We start from the raw sequence: 18,190 nt of genomic DNA, 5'->3' as shown, positions 1-18,190 counted from the left end.
ACCACAGAAAACACCTCTTAAGTATTCACAATTAAATGCCTCATACAGGTTGCCTAATTCAACATTAAATATTAAGCTTTTCCTAATCACTTAACTCTGCTGTAATGCCTCCCGCACCTACCCCTATGCTCAAAACCAGCTATGTTAATAAAATGTTTAGTGAATTTTTTAAAAAGTTTTTTAAAATTTAAAAAAGTATCTATATTTATGTAGAATTGAATACACTGCCTAACGAAAATAATCAATATGATTGCCAACATCATTTCTAAAAAGCAGAAATTCTATAAGGAAATCTTAAAGCACCTGTTTTTCAATAAACAGTTGTCCTGTGCCGATTTAAGTAATCTGATTGGTAAGAGCATTCCTCTTACCACGCAATACCTGAGCGAGCTCATCAGCATGAAAATGGTGATTGAAAAAGGCTATGCGGCTTCCACAGGCGGCAGACGCCCGCAAACCTACAGCATCAAGTCGGGCGTATTTTATGTGGTAGCTGTGGCAATGGACCAGCTGGTAACACGTGTAGCGCTTATTTCCAATGACAATAATATTGTTGGAGAGGTGGAGAAATTCGACTTGGTATTAGCCAATAACCCCAACAGCCTGAATGAACTGATTGAGCATCTTAAGACTTTTATCAGCAATTCCAACGTTCCTGCATCGAAAATTGCCGGTATTGGTATTGGCATGCCCGGCTTTGTAGACGTAGCGAAGGGGGTTAACCACACTTTTCTTCCCAGTTATGGCGATTCTATCGTAAATACGATACAGGAAGCCCTGCACATTCCTACGCTAATCGACAACGACTCCAGCCTGGTAGGATTAGCAGAGTTGAAGTGGGGTGCTGCCAAAAATAAACAACATGTGATGGTGATCAATATCGGCTGGGGCATTGGTTTGGGTATTATTGCCGATGGAAAACTGTTCAGAGGCAAGGAAGGTTTTGCAGGAGAATTCAGCCACATCCCCCTTTTTGATAATAATAAGATATGTAGTTGCGGCAAGCATGGCTGCCTGGAAACCGAAACCTCAATGATGGTGGTAGCTCAAAAAGGTATTCAGCAATTTAAAAAACTTACCCAACCCTCTATTCTAAAAGAGCTGAACAAAGAGCGCATTGAAGAATCAGCCAAAAAAATAATTGAAGCCGCTCAAAGGGCGACAAATTTTCGATTGACCTGATTTCTGAAGCTGCTTATAATATTGGCCGGGGGTTTCCATCCTGATCCATTTATTGAACCCCGAGCTGATAGTCATCAGCGGTATTGGCTCATTAGCAGGAAAAGTATGGGTAGCGCCTATTCAGCAGGCCGTTAATGAGCATTGCATTCCCAAAATCGCAGAACACACCGAAATCAAGATATCTTCCCTGGGTTATAATGCTGAACTGGTAGGGGCTACTGCTCTGATCATGGACAATTACGAGCGGCTCCCCAGGCTATTAACAGAAAAAACGATTGCACTATAAACATTTCTAACATTTAAAAATCCATTTGAAAAAATCCCATTCTTACTATTTAATTAGTCAATTACTGGTATCGATTTCTTAAAAATCAAAAAGAACAAGTATGAAGAAAACAATGCAAAAACTATTGTTCGCATTGCTGATGAGTTGCTGCGCACTCCTGTCACATGCCCAGCAGCGAACAGTGACCGGCACCGTTACAGATGATCAGGGAAGCCCGATCGGAAATGCGTCTTTGTGGTAAAAGGTACTACTACAGGTGGTGTTAGTGATATGGACGGACGCTTTTCGCTTTCAGTAAACGGTAATAATGTCGTTCTTGAATTCAGCTCAGTGGGTTATGCCAACAAAGAAGTGGCAATTGGTACTAACACCACACTTTCCGTAGTGCTCACCAAATCCGAAGCAACGGGTATGGAAGAAGTAGTTGTAACGGCACTCGGAATAAAAAGAGAAGCCCGTTCGTTGGGATATTCAGCACAAACAGTAAAAGGCGATGACCTTACGATTGCTCAGGCCCCTACTATCGCTCAGGGACTTATGGGAAAGGTCGCGGGTCTGCAAATTTCCCAGTCAGGCGGTGGTGCTGACGGAGCGTCATCGAGGCTTGTGGTAAGAGGTAATACATTACTTACAGGTGATAACCGCGCTTTAATCATTGTTGATGGTGTAGCCATTAATAATGATCCGGTAAATGTAAATAACAATAACGGTGGTAATGGCAAGTCCGTATTGGGCGCTGTAGGTGCCGATGTATCAGGTAACAACGACTGGGGCACCGGTATGAATATGATCAACCAGGAAGATATCGAAGACATTACTGTATTAAAAGGACCAGAAGCGGCGGCTTTGTATGGCGCCCGCGGAGCCAATGGTGTCATTTTAATTACACGTAAAAAAGGCGGTAATAAGCCAGGCCTGGGTGTTGATTACAGTTTTTCGTACCGGGCAACTAAACCATGGGAGTTGCTCGATTATCAGAACGAATACGGACAAGGCGGTGTTGCCAGTATGACTACCGCCGATCAATCTAAATGGTTTCCTATTAATAGTAAAGGGCAACGAATGCAGGTGGGAAACAATACCAACCCTGGTGGCAACTACGTAAACAACTCGCATGGTGGCTTACCTTATCCTAATGCTTATGATTTTTACTCCTACTTTAGTTATCCGGGTAGTTATTCCTGGGGCGCCAGGTTTGATGATCAGCCTATTATGAACTATGACGGCGTGTTGCGTCCTTACTCTGCACAGCCCAACAACTGGAAAGCATTTTTTCCTGATGGCTCTGTAGCAATGCATAATGTAGCCGTTTCGGGAGGTGGAGAAAAAGCAACGTTCAGGGCTTCGTATACGCGAAACAACACTACGCCCAACATGATCAATAGCAAGATGCACTCTAACAACTTTAATTTAGGATCTACATTTAAAGTAAGTGATAGGCTTCGTGGGGAGATTACATCAAGCTATGTTAACTTCTACAGGCTGAATGCTCCTCAAATAGGCGCTGCATGGCAGGCAGGCCCCACTTACTCAATGGCCAGAGATTACAACCCTGAACTGGCGTTTTCCCAGGCCTTTGGCCCCAATGGAGAACGTGTAGATATCACCAATGGCAATGGTCGTTATCCGGGTACGGATGTTCCTGCATACCCCTATAGCACGGGCTACCTTAATAATCAATATTGGAACCTGATGAAAAATAATAACGATTTCACCCGGAACCAATTTTTGGGAAGTTTGAAATTAATCGCCGACCTCACAGACTTCCTAAGTGTTACAGCCCAGGGAGGCGTAGATAATTCGAATGATGCGGCAACTTTCATCACTTATCCCATTGATGTTTTAGGTAAAGCAGACGGTGTTTATAAAGAAACGATGGGCCGCAATATGAGTCGTAACCTTACTGCTTATTTAAGATTATACAAAGATGGATTTATCAATAGTGACTTTAATGCCAGTTTAACAGTTGGTGGTGAGAATTACTATCGCAATGACAAAGCAATTAGTAATGCAACCCGTGCTCCATTTGTAAAACCATTCATATTTGCTTTGAATAACGGCACCCCTCCCAACGACCCCGCTGAAGAACTTAAATATGCGAAAAAGATCAATTCTGTTTATTCATTCCTCAATTTATCTTATAAAAATTTATTATTCCTGGAAGCTACAGCCCGTAATGACTGGTCGAGCAGCCTGCCTTCCACTGACAATAGCTATTTCTACCCTTCTGTAAACATGAGCTATGTATTTACTGATGGAATTCGCGGCTTAAAAGATAATGCATCCTGGTTAAGTTTTGGAAAGTTCAAACTTTCGTATGCTGAAACAGGGAGTGATACAGACCCCTATGCTATACACAATTTGCTGGAAAGTAATACTTATAATGGAGTGCTGGCGTCCAGTTTACCTGACAATGTTAAAATACCCGGTGTTAAACCAGCCCGCAGCCAGGCTTTCCAGGCAGGTATCAACCTCGCTTTCCTTAAAAACAGGATCACCCTGGATGTAACCACTTACTGGATGAAGAGCTTCAACCAGATCCTGAGTAACCCGCTGCCTATTTCTTCCGGATATAATTCTATTACCATCAATACCGGATCATTGGCAAACAATGGTGTTGAATTAGTACTTAGTGCAACACCTGTAAAAACCAGTGATTTTTCCTGGAACATAGGCATAAATGCTGCACATGCAAGAACCAAAGTACTGGAGCTATCTGAAGGTATTGAAGAACTAAACCTCGGCAACTTTTTCGGTGGTTCCGGTGTGTCGCAAAGAGTAGCTGTAGGTGAATATTATGGTACTTTATACGGCAAAGACTACACTTATCTGAATGGCGAAAAAGTTGTAAAACGCGCCACTGGCACCCAGAATGACGCACAGGGCAATCCTTTACCGGTAACTTTTACAGCTAATGGTCAGACCTATTATGCCGGCACCCAATGGGTTTTAACGAACAATGAAGTTCCTATTGGCAATTCACAACCTTTCCTCACCGGCGGTATTACCAATACCCTCAGGTATAAAAACTTTTCACTGTATTTATTAGCGGATGCGAAAATCGGAGGCGACACTTATTTCGGTTCGTATGCTGCAGCAATGGGAAGCGGCAACCTGAATGAAACATTGAAAGAGCGTAACGGAGGAGGTCTTCCTTATGTATATCCTGACGGAACAACCGCCAATACAGGTGTTAATTTTGGAGGAGTATTTGCTGATGGCACCCCGAACAATGATGTAGTTCATTATTTATGGAAATATGCTGGTACGTACTCAGCATGGAACCATATCGGTGTACCGCGCTCGGCTGCTGTATTTGAAAACTCCTGGATGAAGATGAGAGAAGTTTCTCTTTCTTACCAGGTACCTCAGAACGTTGTTAAAGCCACCAGATTTCTGCAAAACCTCAACTTGTCCGTATATGGCCGCGACTTGTTTTACATATTTACAACTATACCTAAAGGGCTAAATCCCGAGGGTGTAAATGGTATTGGTAATGTTCAGGGTATTGAATATTCTTCTATGCCTAAAACCCGCTCTTTCGGTTTTACCGTAAGAACATCATTCTAATCCTGGTAACAGAATTTGTCAATTCAAAAAAGTCGTTCATTATGAAAAGAAATATATCATCTAAAATCTTTACGAAGTTTACAGCCAGTGCAGGTGTACTTTGCCTGCTTCTGTCGACTTCCTGTACAAAAGATTTTGAAGAAATAAACAGTCCCTATAAAGATGTGTCGGTTGCTACGGCATCGCCGGTAGCCTTGTTTAACCAGTTAAGCCGTAGAGCCACCGAAGAAGATTATACGCTACATGTTGGTGTGCTTATGCCCTTAGCAAACCAGCAGGGTGTGCAAAACGTAACAGTGCCTTATACTAACTATATTTCAAGTTATTGGAATAATTACTATCGGGATCTGGCAGATTACAAGTTGCTCGTTAAGCTAATAGACGGAGATATAAATCCTGCAGCCTTTACTAATTTAAGGGCAATCTCTACCATATTGATATCTTCGAGAACTTTATCTATGTTAGATCGCTACGGCAGTATCCCCTATTCCAATGCAGGTGATGCAAGCAGTGATCCCACTAAATACCGTCCCTCTTATGATAGTGATCAAAGTATATACGAGTTTGTATTAGGTGATCTCTCAACCGCAGTTAATTCGATCAAGGTTGGTACTGCTGCTTCAGACCAGGTATCCCTGGGTAGTAACGAGTCGTTCCTTAATAACAACTATGATTCATGGATCAAGTTTGGCAATGCGTTGCGATTACGCTACGCTGTTCGGTTACATGCCAAAAATGCAGCCCTGGCCAACCCGATCATTACCGACATTATCGGAGGGAACAAACCGCTTCCTAACGCTATAACTTATGCAGACATGGACGCGATGCGGCAAAACAATTACGGAAACTATCCTAAAATTGTAGTACCGCAAAATCCCGACTATAACGATAGGTTGTGGTATGCGTTCAGGGAAACATCTGTAAGTAATATTCGTTTGAGCTCAAATGTATGGAATGAAATATCTTCCAGTAGTGCAGACAACGGCTCAGGCATCTTTGATCCGCGGACTTATGTATGGTTTATGCCAAACAATTCGGGCAAATGGGTACCACAGCCTCAGGACAAATCTGTAGCTGAGGGTTCAAGCACACTTTACCCCAACACAGATGCCAATGCACCTGCAGCACCTAATACTTTGGCAGATAATAAATTTGCCGGTTTTAATTTTTACCTGGTAAGAGATCATACCATGCTTCCTTATATTATCATTTCTGAAGCAGATGTTCATTTATTGAAAGCTGAAATTTATACCCGGGGTATGGGTGTAGCTGCTGATTTTGCCAAAGCCAACCAGGAGTACCAGGCCGGATTAACAGCCTCCATTAATTTCTGGTATACTTATGTTGCGTCTTCTACCAGCGGCATCTGGCCATCATCTAAACCCGCGTTGGCGGCTAACACTATTTCCGATTTCCTGGCCAATCCTAAAGTGGCACTAGTGTCGGGCGACAATACAGGCAATCTTAAAAAGATCGTAACTCAGGCATGGTTAGCTACTTTATGGCAGCAACCGGAGGCTTGGGCTATTGCAAGAAGAACAGGTCTAACACCCAAAGCAGCAGGTTACACCCCGCAGGTATTTAATAAACTCCCTATCCAAACGATGAGGAAACCAATAACCACGAAAACTGGATGAAAGCAACTAATGGCGCTAACCCGGATGCGCAGGCAATACAAAAAGTATATTGGGCGCCTTAGACGGAAAAGCTATATAATCAAAAATGAACCGCCCTCGGGCGGTTTTTTGTTTCCTCGCTACTTGACTAACGCTATTAAGTCTGGAGGTTAATTCAAACGGGCTGGGAGCATTCTGAAACAGCAAAGATTTGGAAATATTATTACTACTTCACTTTAAAACAAAAACTAACCTCACATCAAACCGTACAACCGTTTAACAAAAGTTATAAAAAAATTTAAAAAGTATTGTATATTATAAAAAAGATAGTTTACATTTACTTAACAATTAAACCATATACTGGTGCGTGCCATAGCGAATATTGAGAGAACTAACATCAGTAAGCAGAACTACCAAGATACTATTGCTCCGAATATCGAAGAAATAGTGAAGGGACTTTTTAGGATTTAAACCGTAAACTGTAACGTCACACTAAACAATACTATGTGAAGCGACTAGTCGCTTGCATTAGGCTGTCTACAAAACTTTTATCAAATCAAAAACAACAGGTATGAAGAAAAAAAAACTACTTCTATTCTTTGTGTTGTTGCTATTAAATAGTACTTATTTGTTAGCGCAAACAACAAGAACCATCCGGGGGTGGTTAGTGATGACAAGGGCACTCCCTTAGCTGCGGCCACTGTTTCTCTTAAAGGAACTGTAAAAGCAGTTATAACCGATGAACAGGGACGCTATTCGATAGAGATAGATAATAGCGCAGCAGTTTTAGAGTTTTCTTCAGTAGGATATATCACAAAAGGAGTTAATGTAGGCTCAGGTGATGAACTCAATATCGTACTTGAAGCGGGTTCTGGGAAATTAGAAGAGGAAGTTGTAGTGACTGGATTTGGTGAAAACAGGGCAAAAGGTCTCTGGGTTATTCCATTACCCAAATATCAGGAGATGATATACGGCGCACGGGCAACGTTAATCCCATAAACGCGCTTCGAGGCATGGTGCCGGGTTTACAAGTTACCCCTAATGCCGGAGGACCGCAGGCTTCAACGCGTTTTCTGATAAGAGGAAGCGCCAGTCTTGATCCTTACGGCAACCAACCATTGGTAGTAATTGACGATATCGTTATGGATGACCAGGTTATACTTCCCAACCGAGGTGGAGATCAGGATTTTGGTAATATATTGAAAAACGTCAATCCGGATGACATCGAATCTATTTCCGTTTTAAAAGGTGGCGCTGTTACAGCATTATATGGAAGCCGCGCTTCTAATGGTGTTATTCTTATTAAGACTAAAAAAGGGTTTTCACAACGAGGTCTTGGCGTTTCCTTCTCTCAATCGCTCTTATTTGAACGCGCTTATAAAACAGTAAAATTACAAGACAGATTCGGTGGCGGCGTTCATGCCGATGATTGGAATAAAGTTATAGCCGATACACTTCAAATTAATACGGGCTCTTACGCTTATAGCTTTGGACCTGAAATGACAGGCCAGATGTTCAGGGATATTTCAGGAGAATACAGACCTAATAATCCAGGATACAACGACCCGTTGGCACTATACAGAACAGGTATTACAAGGAATACTAACGTTGGCATCTCCGGAGGCAACGAAAAATCAACTGTTAGATTTTCATATTCAAATTTGAGTGCGAAATCCGCAACTCCCAATAATGAATTTGGAAGAAACAATTTCTCACTTAGGTTAACACACAGACCTATACAGGCTGTGTTGATGGACTTCAATGCGAATTACACTTTAAGTGATGCAACCAACCCGGCGTTGCAGGGCGGCAATTCAATTCTTTACTCATCCAGTTACCAGGTTCCCAGAAACTTCGATTACAATTACTGGCTAAATAATTATGTTGATACGGCCCTTGGGGAATTACAGAAAGAGGTTTGGGTGGTCCTAATAATTCATTTTGGTATCTATTTCAAAATAAATACAAGCAGAACGAAAACAACTTTAGAGGCAATTTTAACTTGAGAGCGGACCTGGCAAAATGGCTACGGTTTGAAGGAAGCGCTTCATACAACCAGGTAGGCACCTACTATACCGGAAAAGTAAGAGGCAGGAACGACAATTTTGCGGGAGGAGAATATTCGGTAAACGAAGCTACAGTTAGACAAACGCGCTACAACGGCAACTTCAATTACATTAAGAAATTTGGGGATTTTGATGTTTTAATTAAGGCTGGTGGTGAGTTGAACAAAACTGAAGCACATGGTGTATTTTTAAGAACTAATGGTTTAATAGTCCCAGATGTTTTTAGATTATCAAACAATGCAGGGTCGAACATATATACTGTTGAACAAAAGCCCAACAGCACACAAATAAACTCACTATTTTACCAGGGAAGTTTTGGCTATAAGAATTTCGCATTCCTTAACATATATGGTAGAAATGACTGGAATAGTACATTAATTTACAGAGACGGACATGGTAGCTATTCTTATTTTTATCCGGGAGCTGACTTATCATTTGTATTTACAGATGCTGTTAAAATGCCTCAGGTTATAGATTTTGCAAAAGTACGGTTATCGTATGCTAAAGTGGGTGGAGGTACAGATGCTTACAGAACCAGCACAGGCTCTTACAGAACTTATGGCAATTATATAGACGCCTACGGCAATACGATTCTTAGGTATGGCATCAACGGGGATGCGCTTCCTAACAATTTCCTGGTGCCAATAAGTAATACAAAATACGAAACAGGGTTTGAATTTAAAATGTTCAAAAACAGATTGGGTGGAGACTTTACCTGGTACCAACAAAACTCAAAAAACCAGATTCTTCCTTTTGGAGCAGGGGCGATACCTGCTGAAAGCGGAGTTAGAAGCGCTTTGATAAATGCTGGTGAGGTTAAAAATACAGGTATCGAATTTTCTCTTTTCGGAACACCTGTAAAAACAAGTGACTTCTCTTGGGATGTATTAGTTAACTACACCAGAAATCGCAATAAAATACTCTCATTAGCCTTTGGAGCTAAGTTTCAAACATTAGATCAGGATGATGGAATTTATTCAGTTGGCCAGGTTGGAGGCGATTATGGATCTATAGTAGCCCCCTACTCTTACGCTTCTTATCAGGCACGGGATGGTCAGGGAAATAATATTGCAAGCCCTTTAAATGGTATGCCTGTGGTTAGTTTTTCTTCTAACGGCGGCATATTAGGCAACCCAATTCTTTACTACGCACGTGCAACAACCTATAATCCTACAGTTGGAGGTGATGGTAATCCGGTTATTGGATCTACTTTACCGAAGTTCCTGGGCAGTATAAGAAATACCTTTAATTATAAAAGATTTACATTGAGTGCATTTTTGGATGCTAAGTTTGGAGGCATGGTATATTCAACCACTTATGGATATGGGTCGCAATATGGTATGTTAAACAGTACCCTTTTCGGAAGAACAGCTGATTTGGGTGGGTTAACTTATGAGAGCAAAACCAACTACAACGGTCAGGCCCCTGGTACAAGAACTGATGGTATTTTACCTGTAGGTGTATTTGCACCTGGAACAATAATCCCTGCTGCTGCTAGCCCGGATGGACAACAGCATGATGTTGGCGGCATGACAGTAGCTGATGCTTATGCGAAAGGATGGGTTAAACCAACTCCAGCAGGTGACTATTATAATAATACTTACGGGTGGGCAACTGGCTTAAGATCTATGGCAGCCTTTGAATCCTCCTGGGTGTCCTTAAGGGAAGTTTCATTTACTTACGAACTCCCACAAAACATTGCATCTAAAATAAAAATGAACAACTTAAGAGTATCGCTTACTGGAACCAATCTGCTGTTCCTATATAATAGCGCACCAGATGATGTAAATCCCGATAATTTAAGTTCGACAAGCTCAGGTGCATTTATTGAAAGAGGAGGAACGCCTTATTTCCGTCAATTCGGATTCTCCATTAATGCTGATTTTTAATGAATGAAATTAAAAAAGACATAATGAAACAATTTTTTAAATACCTAATCGGTGCAGCGATATTGCTTCCTGCTTGCTCCAGAGAAAAGTTTGCTGAAATAAACACCGACCCTGATTTGATTGTGGCAGAAAATGCTATACCCCAGACGCTGTTTCCCAATGCTGTAATAGCAATAAATCTGAATGATTTTGAGGCTTATTATGACATCAACAGAAATATTCAAACCTGGACCGATTACTGGGTAAGAACCGGTGGTTTGCCTGCTTATTTGGCGTCCACCTCCAATTACACTGCAATCTGGACGGCTTCATCCCGCCCCTACCGTACAGACAATTTCTATACCCGGGAAACTACCGGATCTGGTGGTGCCCTGGTTGAAATACGTAACATTATCAGCAAAATGAACGATGCAGATAAGGCCAGGTATGAAAATATCAATGCCATCACCTATATACCCATGGCTTATAGCGCATTTTATTTGTCAGATGCTGTGGGCAGCATTATTTATACTGAGGGCCTTCAAAGCCAGGTATACAACCCCTCCGCTTTTTACACCTAAGTATGAAACTCAGGAACAATTATATACCATTTTAGATAATGAACTGAAAGCAAGTGTTGCTGTGTTAAAGAGTAATCTACCTAACCAGCAGCTTTATGGTACATACGATCTGTTTTACCATGGCACAGCAAATGAAGCGCAAAACTGGGCGATGGCTGCAAACTCACTTAGGTTAAAAATTGCTATGCGTATGTATAAAAGAAAACCGGCCGCGGCAAAAGCAATTATCGATGAAGTATTGGCAGATAATGTAGGCCCTATCAATAGTCGCAGCGCGTCCTGGTATTTCAAAGCGGGCAGCAATGACGTAAATGGAGGCAACTGGGCTACTTTTGCAAGTATAGCCGGCCCAAAAGGCATGGTTGACTTCATGCGCACCAATAGCGACCCGAGGATAAGAAATTTTTACAAAAAAACAGCTATAACTTTAACTCAGTTTAATGCGGCAAAGACTGCAGGAACTATTCCTGCAACAGCTACATACGATGGGGACTATGTTGGCCGCTATATTGGCGCTGAAGCGTTGAATCAAGCTGACAAGAGCTTTTACTTCAATAATTTTCCCGGGGCTAATATTATGTATCCGTCTGAAATACAGTTAGCTCTTTTTAATCGTGCTATTAATCAGGGATTGGTTAGTTTCCCTATTATTATGTATGCTGATGTTTGTTTTATGCGATCAGAATTGGCCGCAAGGGGTATTACTACAGAAAATGCCGAAGACTGGTATAAAAAAGGCATCGAAGCTTCCATCAGAGATTACAATGAGTGGGGCAGCGATGCAAAAGTTGTTGGATTCACTGCAGTTACAGATGCCGAAATTGCTGCTTACCTCAATATGCCTGCAATTAAATACGATGCGGCTAAAGGTGTAGAACAGGTCTGTGTACAGCAATATATTAATTTCTTTAAAAATCCAAGTGAAGGATGGGCTTTGAGAAGACGAACCGGCTATCCCAGTACAACAGGTGTAGTTATGCCGTTTGAAAGAAAAACAAACCTCGGAAATGAAATCAAGATGCCTCGCAGATGGCCTATTAATGTGCCATCTATCAGTGATTTTAATTATTCAAATGCAAAAGCTGCTATTGAAGAAATGCAGAAAGACCCAAATTTCGGAAACCTTACAGATATAACAGGCCGCGTATGGTGGGATGTTCCATAATTTTTAATGTATCTTCATCAGGATTGCGGTACCGCAATCCTGATTTTTTTATGTTCAGGCTATTTTCTATAATACTATTTATTTGTTTAGTGGTATCTGCTAATGCTCAATACAAACATTCTTTGACAGATACTATGACACTCACTACGATAACTGAAAAAAAATTAAATTTTACTCTGTTAAAAAATTACAGGTAGTGATTTTTCTTTCTGTTGACTGTCCACTCTCTCAAAAATATACACGTACGTTAAACGAACTGTCCAAAACATTTTACCCAGATGTTGCTTTCTATGGAGTTTTTCCAGACACAACCTCACCACGAAAAGATTATAGCCAATTTCAGAAGAAGTACGAAATACCATTTGAACTTATTCTCGATAAAGGAAGAAAGTTAACCAAAGCACTAAAAGCCCAAATTACTCCGGAGTGTTTTGTTATATCGAAGGGGGAAATTTTATACCATGGCGCAATTGATGATTGGGTAGTTGGCTTGGGAAAAACGAAAAGCGAACCTAAAATTAACTATCTTCAAAACGCGATTTCGGATGTGCTTTCTAACACTACTCCTGTTATAGATTATATAAAGCCTATTGGCTGTTTTATTGATTAATATAAAATGAGAAAAAAATAATCCTCTTTTTACTGTTCCATTTCATTTTGTTAACATCAGCATTCTCACAGGTTGTATCCGCGCTTGAGATAATAGTTGATAAATGTGGCAATTGCCACAAACCAGGCGGAGACACACCTTTTTCACTCATCAGTTATAATGACATAAAAAAGAAAGTAACTACCATTAAAACAGCGGTAGAGTCAGGATATATGCCACCCTGGAAAGCCGACAATAGCTATTGTAGTTATTCAAACGACAAGTCATTAACAAATGAAGAGAAAAAAGTGCTTTTAGATTGGATCCAAAATGGCGCAAAAGAACAGAAAGCTAAAACGCTTCCCCAATCTTTAAAAAAGACGTTTTTGAAAAACATCAAACCAGTATTTCTATTAAGTCAAACTTCCAGTATTCAGTTAAAGGAGACAATACCGAACGCTTTGTTTTATTTAAAATTCCTTTTGAACAAATATCGGAGGTTAATATAGAAGGCATAGAATTTATTTCAAGTAATAAAAAAGTAGTTCATCACGTTAATTACGGAGTGTTCTCCGTTGAAGACTCAGCCATTAGTATAGCTGGCGGAAATAACTTTATCGAAACAGATAATCTCAACGCAAATTTGAGAGAATACGACCATCTTTCTAACAAACCCATTTACTACACCGGATGGATTCCCGGCGCTTCAGGAGAAAGATATCCGAAGGGATTTGGATGGACGCTACCGAAAAGAGGCGTCATCATTTTTACTGTTCACTTTTCAGCAACACCAGTCAAAGAGTTTTTTGATTTCGGTATAAACTTAACCACCACCGGCCAGCCAATTCAGCGTAAAATTAAAATAATTAGTTTTGGGTCAGGGGAATCGGAGAACGGGACATTACACCCAATTTTGTAATCCAGCCCAATAAGATAAATGATTTTCAACTTAAAATGGCTACAAGAGACGCGCAGTCGGTTATGTACGTTTGGCCTCATATGCACTTGCTGGGTAAATCATTTAAATCATATGCGGTAACACCAACACAAGATACCATTCCTCTTGTTTCAATTCCAAACTGGGATTATAAATGGCAGGAAATGTATCGAATGAAAAAATTAACTAAAATCCCCGCCCGATCTATTCTAACAATAGATGGCTCATATGACAATACTTCGCAAAACCCATATAACCCAAATAATCCTCCGGCCGTGGTTTACTCTGCTAAAAACATGGATAGTAAAATGGAAATGTTTACACTATTGATGATATATGTTCCCTACAAAGAGGGGATGAAAACATAGATTTATAATTTTTACCCTTCTAAAAAGTATGACAGCATTTCTTATACCTGAGAACATATTTGTATGGGAGATCCTTGACTCTAAGAATCAGTTTTTTTGCCCTTAAGATCATCCTAATGTGAAAATCCGAAAAAAAAAAACCATAAAAATGAAAATATTTTTAGCGTTTATTATACTTTTTACAACTGTATCATTAACCGCCCAGCAACAAGGCATTCACCCCTCCTCTACTCAATACGAATGGCCTGCCGATCCGCAGGTAAAACAAAAGCTGGATCAGTGGCAGGATCAGAAGTTTGGCATGATCATTCACTGGGGATTGTATGCCTTGCCGGGCATTATTGAGTCATGGTCCCTTTGCTCTGAAGATTGGATCACCAGAGATAGCAACTCTTATTATGGCGATTATAAAAAATGGTACTGGGGTTTGCAAAAAGATTTCAACCCCGTTAACTTCAACCCCGACCAATGGGCCAAGGCCGCAAAAACGGCGGGCATGAAATACCTCGTATTCACCACCAAGCATCATGATGGATTTTGCATGTTCGATACCAAAGAAACTGACTTTAAGATTACCAGCGGCCCCTTTAAAAACAATCCCAAAGCCAATGTGGCTAAATACGTTTTTGATGCTTTTAGAAAGGAAGGCATGATGATCGGCGCTTACTTTTCAAAACCCGATTGGCATAGCGAAAACTATTGGTGGCCGGTTTATGAAACAGCCAACCGGAACAACAATTATGATATCAGGAAATTTCCCTGGCGATGGGAGAAATTCAAACAATATACTTATAACCAGATCAGCGAACTGATGACTGATTACGGCAGCATGGATATGCTGTGGCTGGATGGCGGCTGGGTGCGCCCCAAAGAAACCGTAAATGCAGAAGTATTAAGCTGGGGCGCCCCTATACCTGAGTGGAGCCAGGACGTGGACATTCCGAAAATAGCAGCGATGGCGCGTAAAAAACAACCCGGACTCTTAGTGGTTGATCGTACCGTTCATGGCCCTTACGAAAACTACCAAACACCGGAACAGCGCATACCGGATCATAAGATCGACAATCCATGGGAAAGCTGCATGACACTGGGCGGTGCCTGGGGTATGTGCCCAACGAAAACTTTAAGTCGGCGCATAAAGTTGTTGCGAGCCTTATTGAAATTGTGGCCAAAGGAGGAAGTCTTCTACTAGGCGTAGGCCCAGGTGCCGATGGTACGCTACAACAACCCATTATTGACCGGCTGGCAGAAATAGGCAATTGGATGGATGCCAACGGTGAAGCCATTTACAACACGAGAGCTACAGATATTTATAAGGATGGCAGCGTATTTTTTACTAAAGCGAAAGCCGGCAAAAAACTATATGCCTTGATTCCACTCGAAGAGAACACCGTTATACCGGCTTCCATTGAATGGACTGAAATATACCGGCCAAAGGCAGTACTATGACCCTATTACAGACAAAGCAAAAATTAAAATGGGAATTATCTAACGGTAAAGTGAAGGTATATATTCCAAAATCTTTAAAAACTGTTGCACTTGCCATTGCGTTTACGTCTTCATAAGAAACGGCAAATATGAAAAGTATCCTTACCGCCTGCATTGCGCTGGCGTTTTTTACAGCCTGCGAAAAAAGCAACCGGTAAATGATTATGTACCCAATCCTGACAATAAAGCGGTTGGCGAGTGGAAGCACACCGAAAAGTATGTATCACCCGGATCGCCCTGGCATTGGGAAAACGTTGCAAACGGGCTGGTTCTTACGATTCATGCAGACTCTACCTATCAGCTAACCAATGGAACAGGTTCAGAATTCTGGCCGTTTTCTTCAATAGCACCCCAGGGGAAATTTGGGGCAACCTTAAGAAACAATTGGAAGGTCACCTATTTCACTAAACAGGCTTCCAATGACAGCACTTTTTTCTATCCTATCAGAGTTAGTAAAGATACTTTAGAGCTCAGCGGACTTTGTATTGAAGGTTGCACTTACAGGTTCCGAAAAATAAAATAGAGGATAATATTATAAGGGAATCAGTGGCATATCCAAAGCCCGCCACAAATACCGGCAGGCATAGGTTCTGTAAGGTGCCCAGGTATTGGCAATAGTATTCATTTTCTCGAAAAGTTCTTTTTGGTTGGCGTATTCCACATTATAGAGTTTAACAATGGCTTTTTGTAAACCCAGGTCGCCGGTAGAAAACACATCAGGTCTGGCCAGCGTAAACATCAGCAACATTTCTACAGTCCACTGTCCCACTCCCTTTATCTGCGTTAACAGCGCTAGTATTTCGTCATTACTCTTTTTATAAAGCCTGGCATCGGTTAATTGATGTTCAATAAAAAAATGGCACACATTTTTTACATACTGCGCTTTAGCATTCGACAAGCCAATACCTCTTAAAGTTTCGTGAGGCACTTGCAATATATCAGCGGGCTTAGGTGATTTCGATTTAAACAGCTGTAAAAAACGGTTATAGATAACGGTGGCTACTTTGGTACTTAACTGCTGGCTCATAATCGAAGCACAAAGTTGCAGGCAAACATTCTTTTGGGGCTCAATGACATAAACACCCTGTGTCTTAATCAGGGCCTTCATTACTTTGTCTTTATTTAATTGTTTGCGGTACATGGATGCCGGATATGGGTTACTTGATGTTGGATACTGAATGATGGATATTAGAAGCTTGTTCCCGGATACAAAAACAAATGCTAATACCGACTAGCCATTCACTATTCACCATTCACTATTCACCATTCACTATTTACCATTCACCATTTACTATTCACTGTTTACCACTCTCTACTCACACTTTCAACTCTCCTAACTTCATCAACGCATACAGCATACAGGTCACATGCATCGATTGTATAAACTCATTATTCCTGAATTTCTCTTTGAAAACTTCCAGATCCATCAGCTCAACATGTATTTCCTCATTCTCATCAAGGCTTTGATCAGCTGTTTTTTTGCCGCCTCTTGCCAGGAACATGTGCATCCAGTTATTATTGGTAGATGGATTAGCACAGGTTTTGCCCAGGTATTCAAAATTTTCAAATTCATACCCCGTCTCTTCTAAAAGTTCCCTTTTAATAGCGAACTCGAGGTTATCATCTGTATCATCTACACAACCTCCCGGAATCTCCCAGCAGGTTTCACCTATGGCATGCCGGTACTGCAACTCCATTACTACCTTGTTATCTGCCGTTAAAGCGAAGCAGGTAACCCAGGTCGGGAATTCATAAACATAATAAGGGTCTACAATTTTCCCCTGCGGTGTTTTACAGGTATCCTTTCTTACTTTAAACCAGAGATCATTAAATAATTGCTCCGATTTCAGTATTTCCCATTTCATCTCCATTATTTTTTTGTTCATTGTTCACAGGTGATGGTTTATGGTCCATAGCCGATGCTCATTTGTGTCCCCCAGTCAACCTACCATCTCATTTTCTCCCTTAAACCATTGATTTGTGCTACATGGTGCCTGCCATGCCAGGAATACATTTGCAGCAAGTACCATAAGGATAATTCTTTTTGTGATGCCGGATGAAAAACGGATCTTTCCCAGGCGGTATCATCCAGGTCTTTTAGGGCAGCATACCAGCGCTGATGCAATGCAAACAGCAAAGTGATAGACACATTGATGGGGATAAGCGATACATCTTTTAACTCTGCCCATAATTGTTCTTCATAGGGTTTTACAGTAGGTATTGGCTCTGTCAAGCCGAGCTTAAACCGTATATAGGCATTCATATGACTATCTGCCACATGGTGCACCACCTGGTTAACCGTCCAGCCGCCTGTACGATAAGGCGTTTGAAGTTGCGCTTCATCCAGGTTCAGAATTGCGGCTTCCAGCGCATTGGGTAAAAATTGTATATCACCCAATGCACTTTCTTTTGCCGCTGTAGAAAATTCTACAAAAGAAGCGGGTCCAATCGGATATTGATTTTCTATTTCCAAA

General features: G+C 41.1%; 18 protein-coding genes. 15 read left to right on the top strand and 3 right to left on the bottom strand.

Going from position 1 to position 18,190, the window contains the following annotated elements:
- The first annotated feature begins 246 nt into the window (after nt 1-246).
- The 15 genes from MKP07_RS22085 to MKP07_RS22015 all read left to right on the top strand — a co-directional run bounded on the left by MKP07_RS22085 (nt 247) and on the right by MKP07_RS22015 (nt 15,677).
- Entirely contained in the window at nt 247-1,182 is a 936-nt protein-coding gene (locus MKP07_RS22085) for an ROK family protein (protein WP_240849155.1), read from the top strand.
- A gap of 52 nt (nt 1,183-1,234) precedes the next feature.
- Nucleotides 1,235-1,468, top strand: coding sequence for a hypothetical protein (locus MKP07_RS22080; protein ID WP_240849154.1), 234 nt, complete (start codon nt 1,235-1,237; stop codon nt 1,466-1,468).
- Between the two features lie 100 nt (nt 1,469-1,568).
- Entirely contained in the window at nt 1,569-1,709 is a 141-nt protein-coding gene (locus tag MKP07_RS22075; protein ID WP_240849153.1) for a carboxypeptidase-like regulatory domain-containing protein, read from the top strand.
- Nucleotides 1,703-5,038 (top strand): SusC/RagA family TonB-linked outer membrane protein, encoded by a 3,336-nt coding sequence (locus tag MKP07_RS22070; protein WP_240849152.1) that lies wholly within the window; start codon nt 1,703-1,705, stop codon nt 5,036-5,038. Before MKP07_RS22075 ends, MKP07_RS22070 begins: the two co-directional genes overlap by 7 nt.
- A 41-nt stretch (nt 5,039-5,079) precedes the next feature.
- Complete coding sequence (locus MKP07_RS22065; protein ID WP_240849151.1) at nt 5,080-6,675, top strand: SusD/RagB family nutrient-binding outer membrane lipoprotein; 1,596 nt, start codon at nt 5,080-5,082, stop codon at nt 6,673-6,675.
- A 639-nt stretch (nt 6,676-7,314) separates the two neighbouring features.
- Nucleotides 7,315-7,653, top strand: a complete 339-nt coding sequence (locus MKP07_RS22060; protein WP_240849150.1) for a carboxypeptidase-like regulatory domain-containing protein — start codon at nt 7,315-7,317, stop codon at nt 7,651-7,653.
- Nucleotides 7,587-8,660 (top strand): TonB-dependent receptor plug domain-containing protein, encoded by a 1,074-nt coding sequence (locus tag MKP07_RS22055; protein WP_262919864.1) that lies wholly within the window; start codon nt 7,587-7,589, stop codon nt 8,658-8,660. The genes MKP07_RS22060 and MKP07_RS22055 overlap by 67 nt, the downstream gene beginning before the upstream one ends.
- Nucleotides 8,657-10,609 (top strand): TonB-dependent receptor, encoded by a 1,953-nt coding sequence (locus MKP07_RS22050; RefSeq protein WP_240849149.1) that lies wholly within the window; start codon nt 8,657-8,659, stop codon nt 10,607-10,609. Before MKP07_RS22055 ends, MKP07_RS22050 begins: the two co-directional genes overlap by 4 nt.
- A 23-nt stretch (nt 10,610-10,632) precedes the next feature.
- Nucleotides 10,633-11,169 carry a hypothetical protein gene (locus tag MKP07_RS22045; RefSeq protein WP_240849148.1) on the top strand — a complete coding sequence of 179 codons (537 nt, stop codon included), beginning with the start codon at nt 10,633-10,635 and terminating at the stop codon, nt 11,167-11,169.
- Nucleotides 11,096-12,334, top strand: coding sequence for a SusD/RagB family nutrient-binding outer membrane lipoprotein (locus MKP07_RS22040; RefSeq protein WP_240849147.1), 1,239 nt, complete (start codon nt 11,096-11,098; stop codon nt 12,332-12,334). Before MKP07_RS22045 ends, MKP07_RS22040 begins: the two co-directional genes overlap by 74 nt.
- Before the next feature lie 163 nt (nt 12,335-12,497).
- The gene (locus MKP07_RS22035; RefSeq protein ID WP_317236072.1) at nt 12,498-12,944 is read left to right on the top strand and encodes a redoxin domain-containing protein; all 447 of its coding nucleotides are present in this window, start codon (nt 12,498-12,500) and stop codon (nt 12,942-12,944) included.
- A 544-nt stretch (nt 12,945-13,488) separates the two neighbouring features.
- Complete coding sequence (locus tag MKP07_RS22030; protein ID WP_240849144.1) at nt 13,489-13,842, top strand: hypothetical protein; 354 nt, start codon at nt 13,489-13,491, stop codon at nt 13,840-13,842.
- 35 nt (nt 13,843-13,877) lie between these two features.
- Nucleotides 13,878-14,228: a hypothetical protein gene (locus tag MKP07_RS22025; protein WP_240849142.1), complete on the top strand. Its 351-nt coding sequence runs from the start codon at nt 13,878-13,880 to the stop codon at nt 14,226-14,228.
- A gap of 148 nt (nt 14,229-14,376) precedes the next feature.
- Nucleotides 14,377-15,420, top strand: a complete 1,044-nt coding sequence (locus MKP07_RS22020; protein ID WP_240849140.1) for an alpha-L-fucosidase — start codon at nt 14,377-14,379, stop codon at nt 15,418-15,420.
- On the top strand, nt 15,393-15,677 hold the full coding sequence (locus tag MKP07_RS22015; RefSeq protein ID WP_394803594.1) for an alpha-L-fucosidase: 285 nt from the start codon (nt 15,393-15,395) through the stop codon (nt 15,675-15,677). The genes MKP07_RS22020 and MKP07_RS22015 overlap by 28 nt, the downstream gene beginning before the upstream one ends.
- A gap of 571 nt (nt 15,678-16,248) precedes the next feature.
- On the opposite strand, the gene MKP07_RS22010 is transcribed toward MKP07_RS22015, so the two are convergent.
- The 3 genes from MKP07_RS22010 to MKP07_RS22000 all read right to left on the bottom strand — a co-directional run bounded on the left by MKP07_RS22010 (nt 16,249) and on the right by MKP07_RS22000 (nt 18,189).
- On the bottom strand, nt 16,249-16,824 hold the full coding sequence (locus MKP07_RS22010; protein ID WP_240849138.1) for a DNA-3-methyladenine glycosylase family protein: 576 nt from the start codon (nt 16,822-16,824) through the stop codon (nt 16,249-16,251).
- A gap of 208 nt (nt 16,825-17,032) precedes the next feature.
- Complete coding sequence (locus tag MKP07_RS22005; RefSeq protein ID WP_240849136.1) at nt 17,033-17,602, bottom strand: NUDIX hydrolase; 570 nt, start codon at nt 17,600-17,602, stop codon at nt 17,033-17,035.
- Nucleotides 17,603-17,661: 59 nt separating this feature from the next.
- Nucleotides 17,662-18,189: a YfiT family bacillithiol transferase gene (locus MKP07_RS22000; RefSeq protein ID WP_240849135.1), complete on the bottom strand. Its 528-nt coding sequence runs from the start codon at nt 18,187-18,189 to the stop codon at nt 17,662-17,664.
- Between the last annotated feature and the right edge of the window lies 1 nt (nt 18,190).

The sequence above is a fragment of the Paraniabella hibiscisoli genome, from assembly GCF_022512515.1.
In the GTDB taxonomy this organism is placed as follows: domain Bacteria; phylum Bacteroidota; class Bacteroidia; order Chitinophagales; family Chitinophagaceae; genus Niabella; species Niabella hibiscisoli.
Note: the sequence above shows the minus strand (reverse complement) of the source record. Positions and strands in the feature narration are given on the sequence as shown.

Bases quoted from the DNA above. Each gene is read 5' to 3' on its own strand.
- MKP07_RS22040 (WP_240849147.1), top strand. From the start codon at position 11,096: ATGCTGTGGGCAGCATTATTTATACTGAGGGCCTTCAAAGCCAGGTAT.
- MKP07_RS22005 (WP_240849136.1), bottom strand. From the start codon at position 17,602: ATGAACAAAAAAATAATGGAGATGAAATGGGAAATACTGAAATCGGAG.
- MKP07_RS22075 (WP_240849153.1), top strand. From the start codon at position 1,569: ATGAAGAAAACAATGCAAAAACTATTGTTCGCATTGCTGATGAGTTGC.
- MKP07_RS22020 (WP_240849140.1), top strand. From the start codon at position 14,377: ATGAAAATATTTTTAGCGTTTATTATACTTTTTACAACTGTATCATTA.
- MKP07_RS22010 (WP_240849138.1), bottom strand. From the start codon at position 16,824: ATGAAGGCCCTGATTAAGACACAGGGTGTTTATGTCATTGAGCCCCAA.
- MKP07_RS22085 (WP_240849155.1), top strand. From the start codon at position 247: ATGATTGCCAACATCATTTCTAAAAAGCAGAAATTCTATAAGGAAATC.
- MKP07_RS22025 (WP_240849142.1), top strand. From the start codon at position 13,878: ATGGCTACAAGAGACGCGCAGTCGGTTATGTACGTTTGGCCTCATATG.
- MKP07_RS22045 (WP_240849148.1), top strand. From the start codon at position 10,633: ATGAAACAATTTTTTAAATACCTAATCGGTGCAGCGATATTGCTTCCT.
- MKP07_RS22065 (WP_240849151.1), top strand. From the start codon at position 5,080: ATGAAAAGAAATATATCATCTAAAATCTTTACGAAGTTTACAGCCAGT.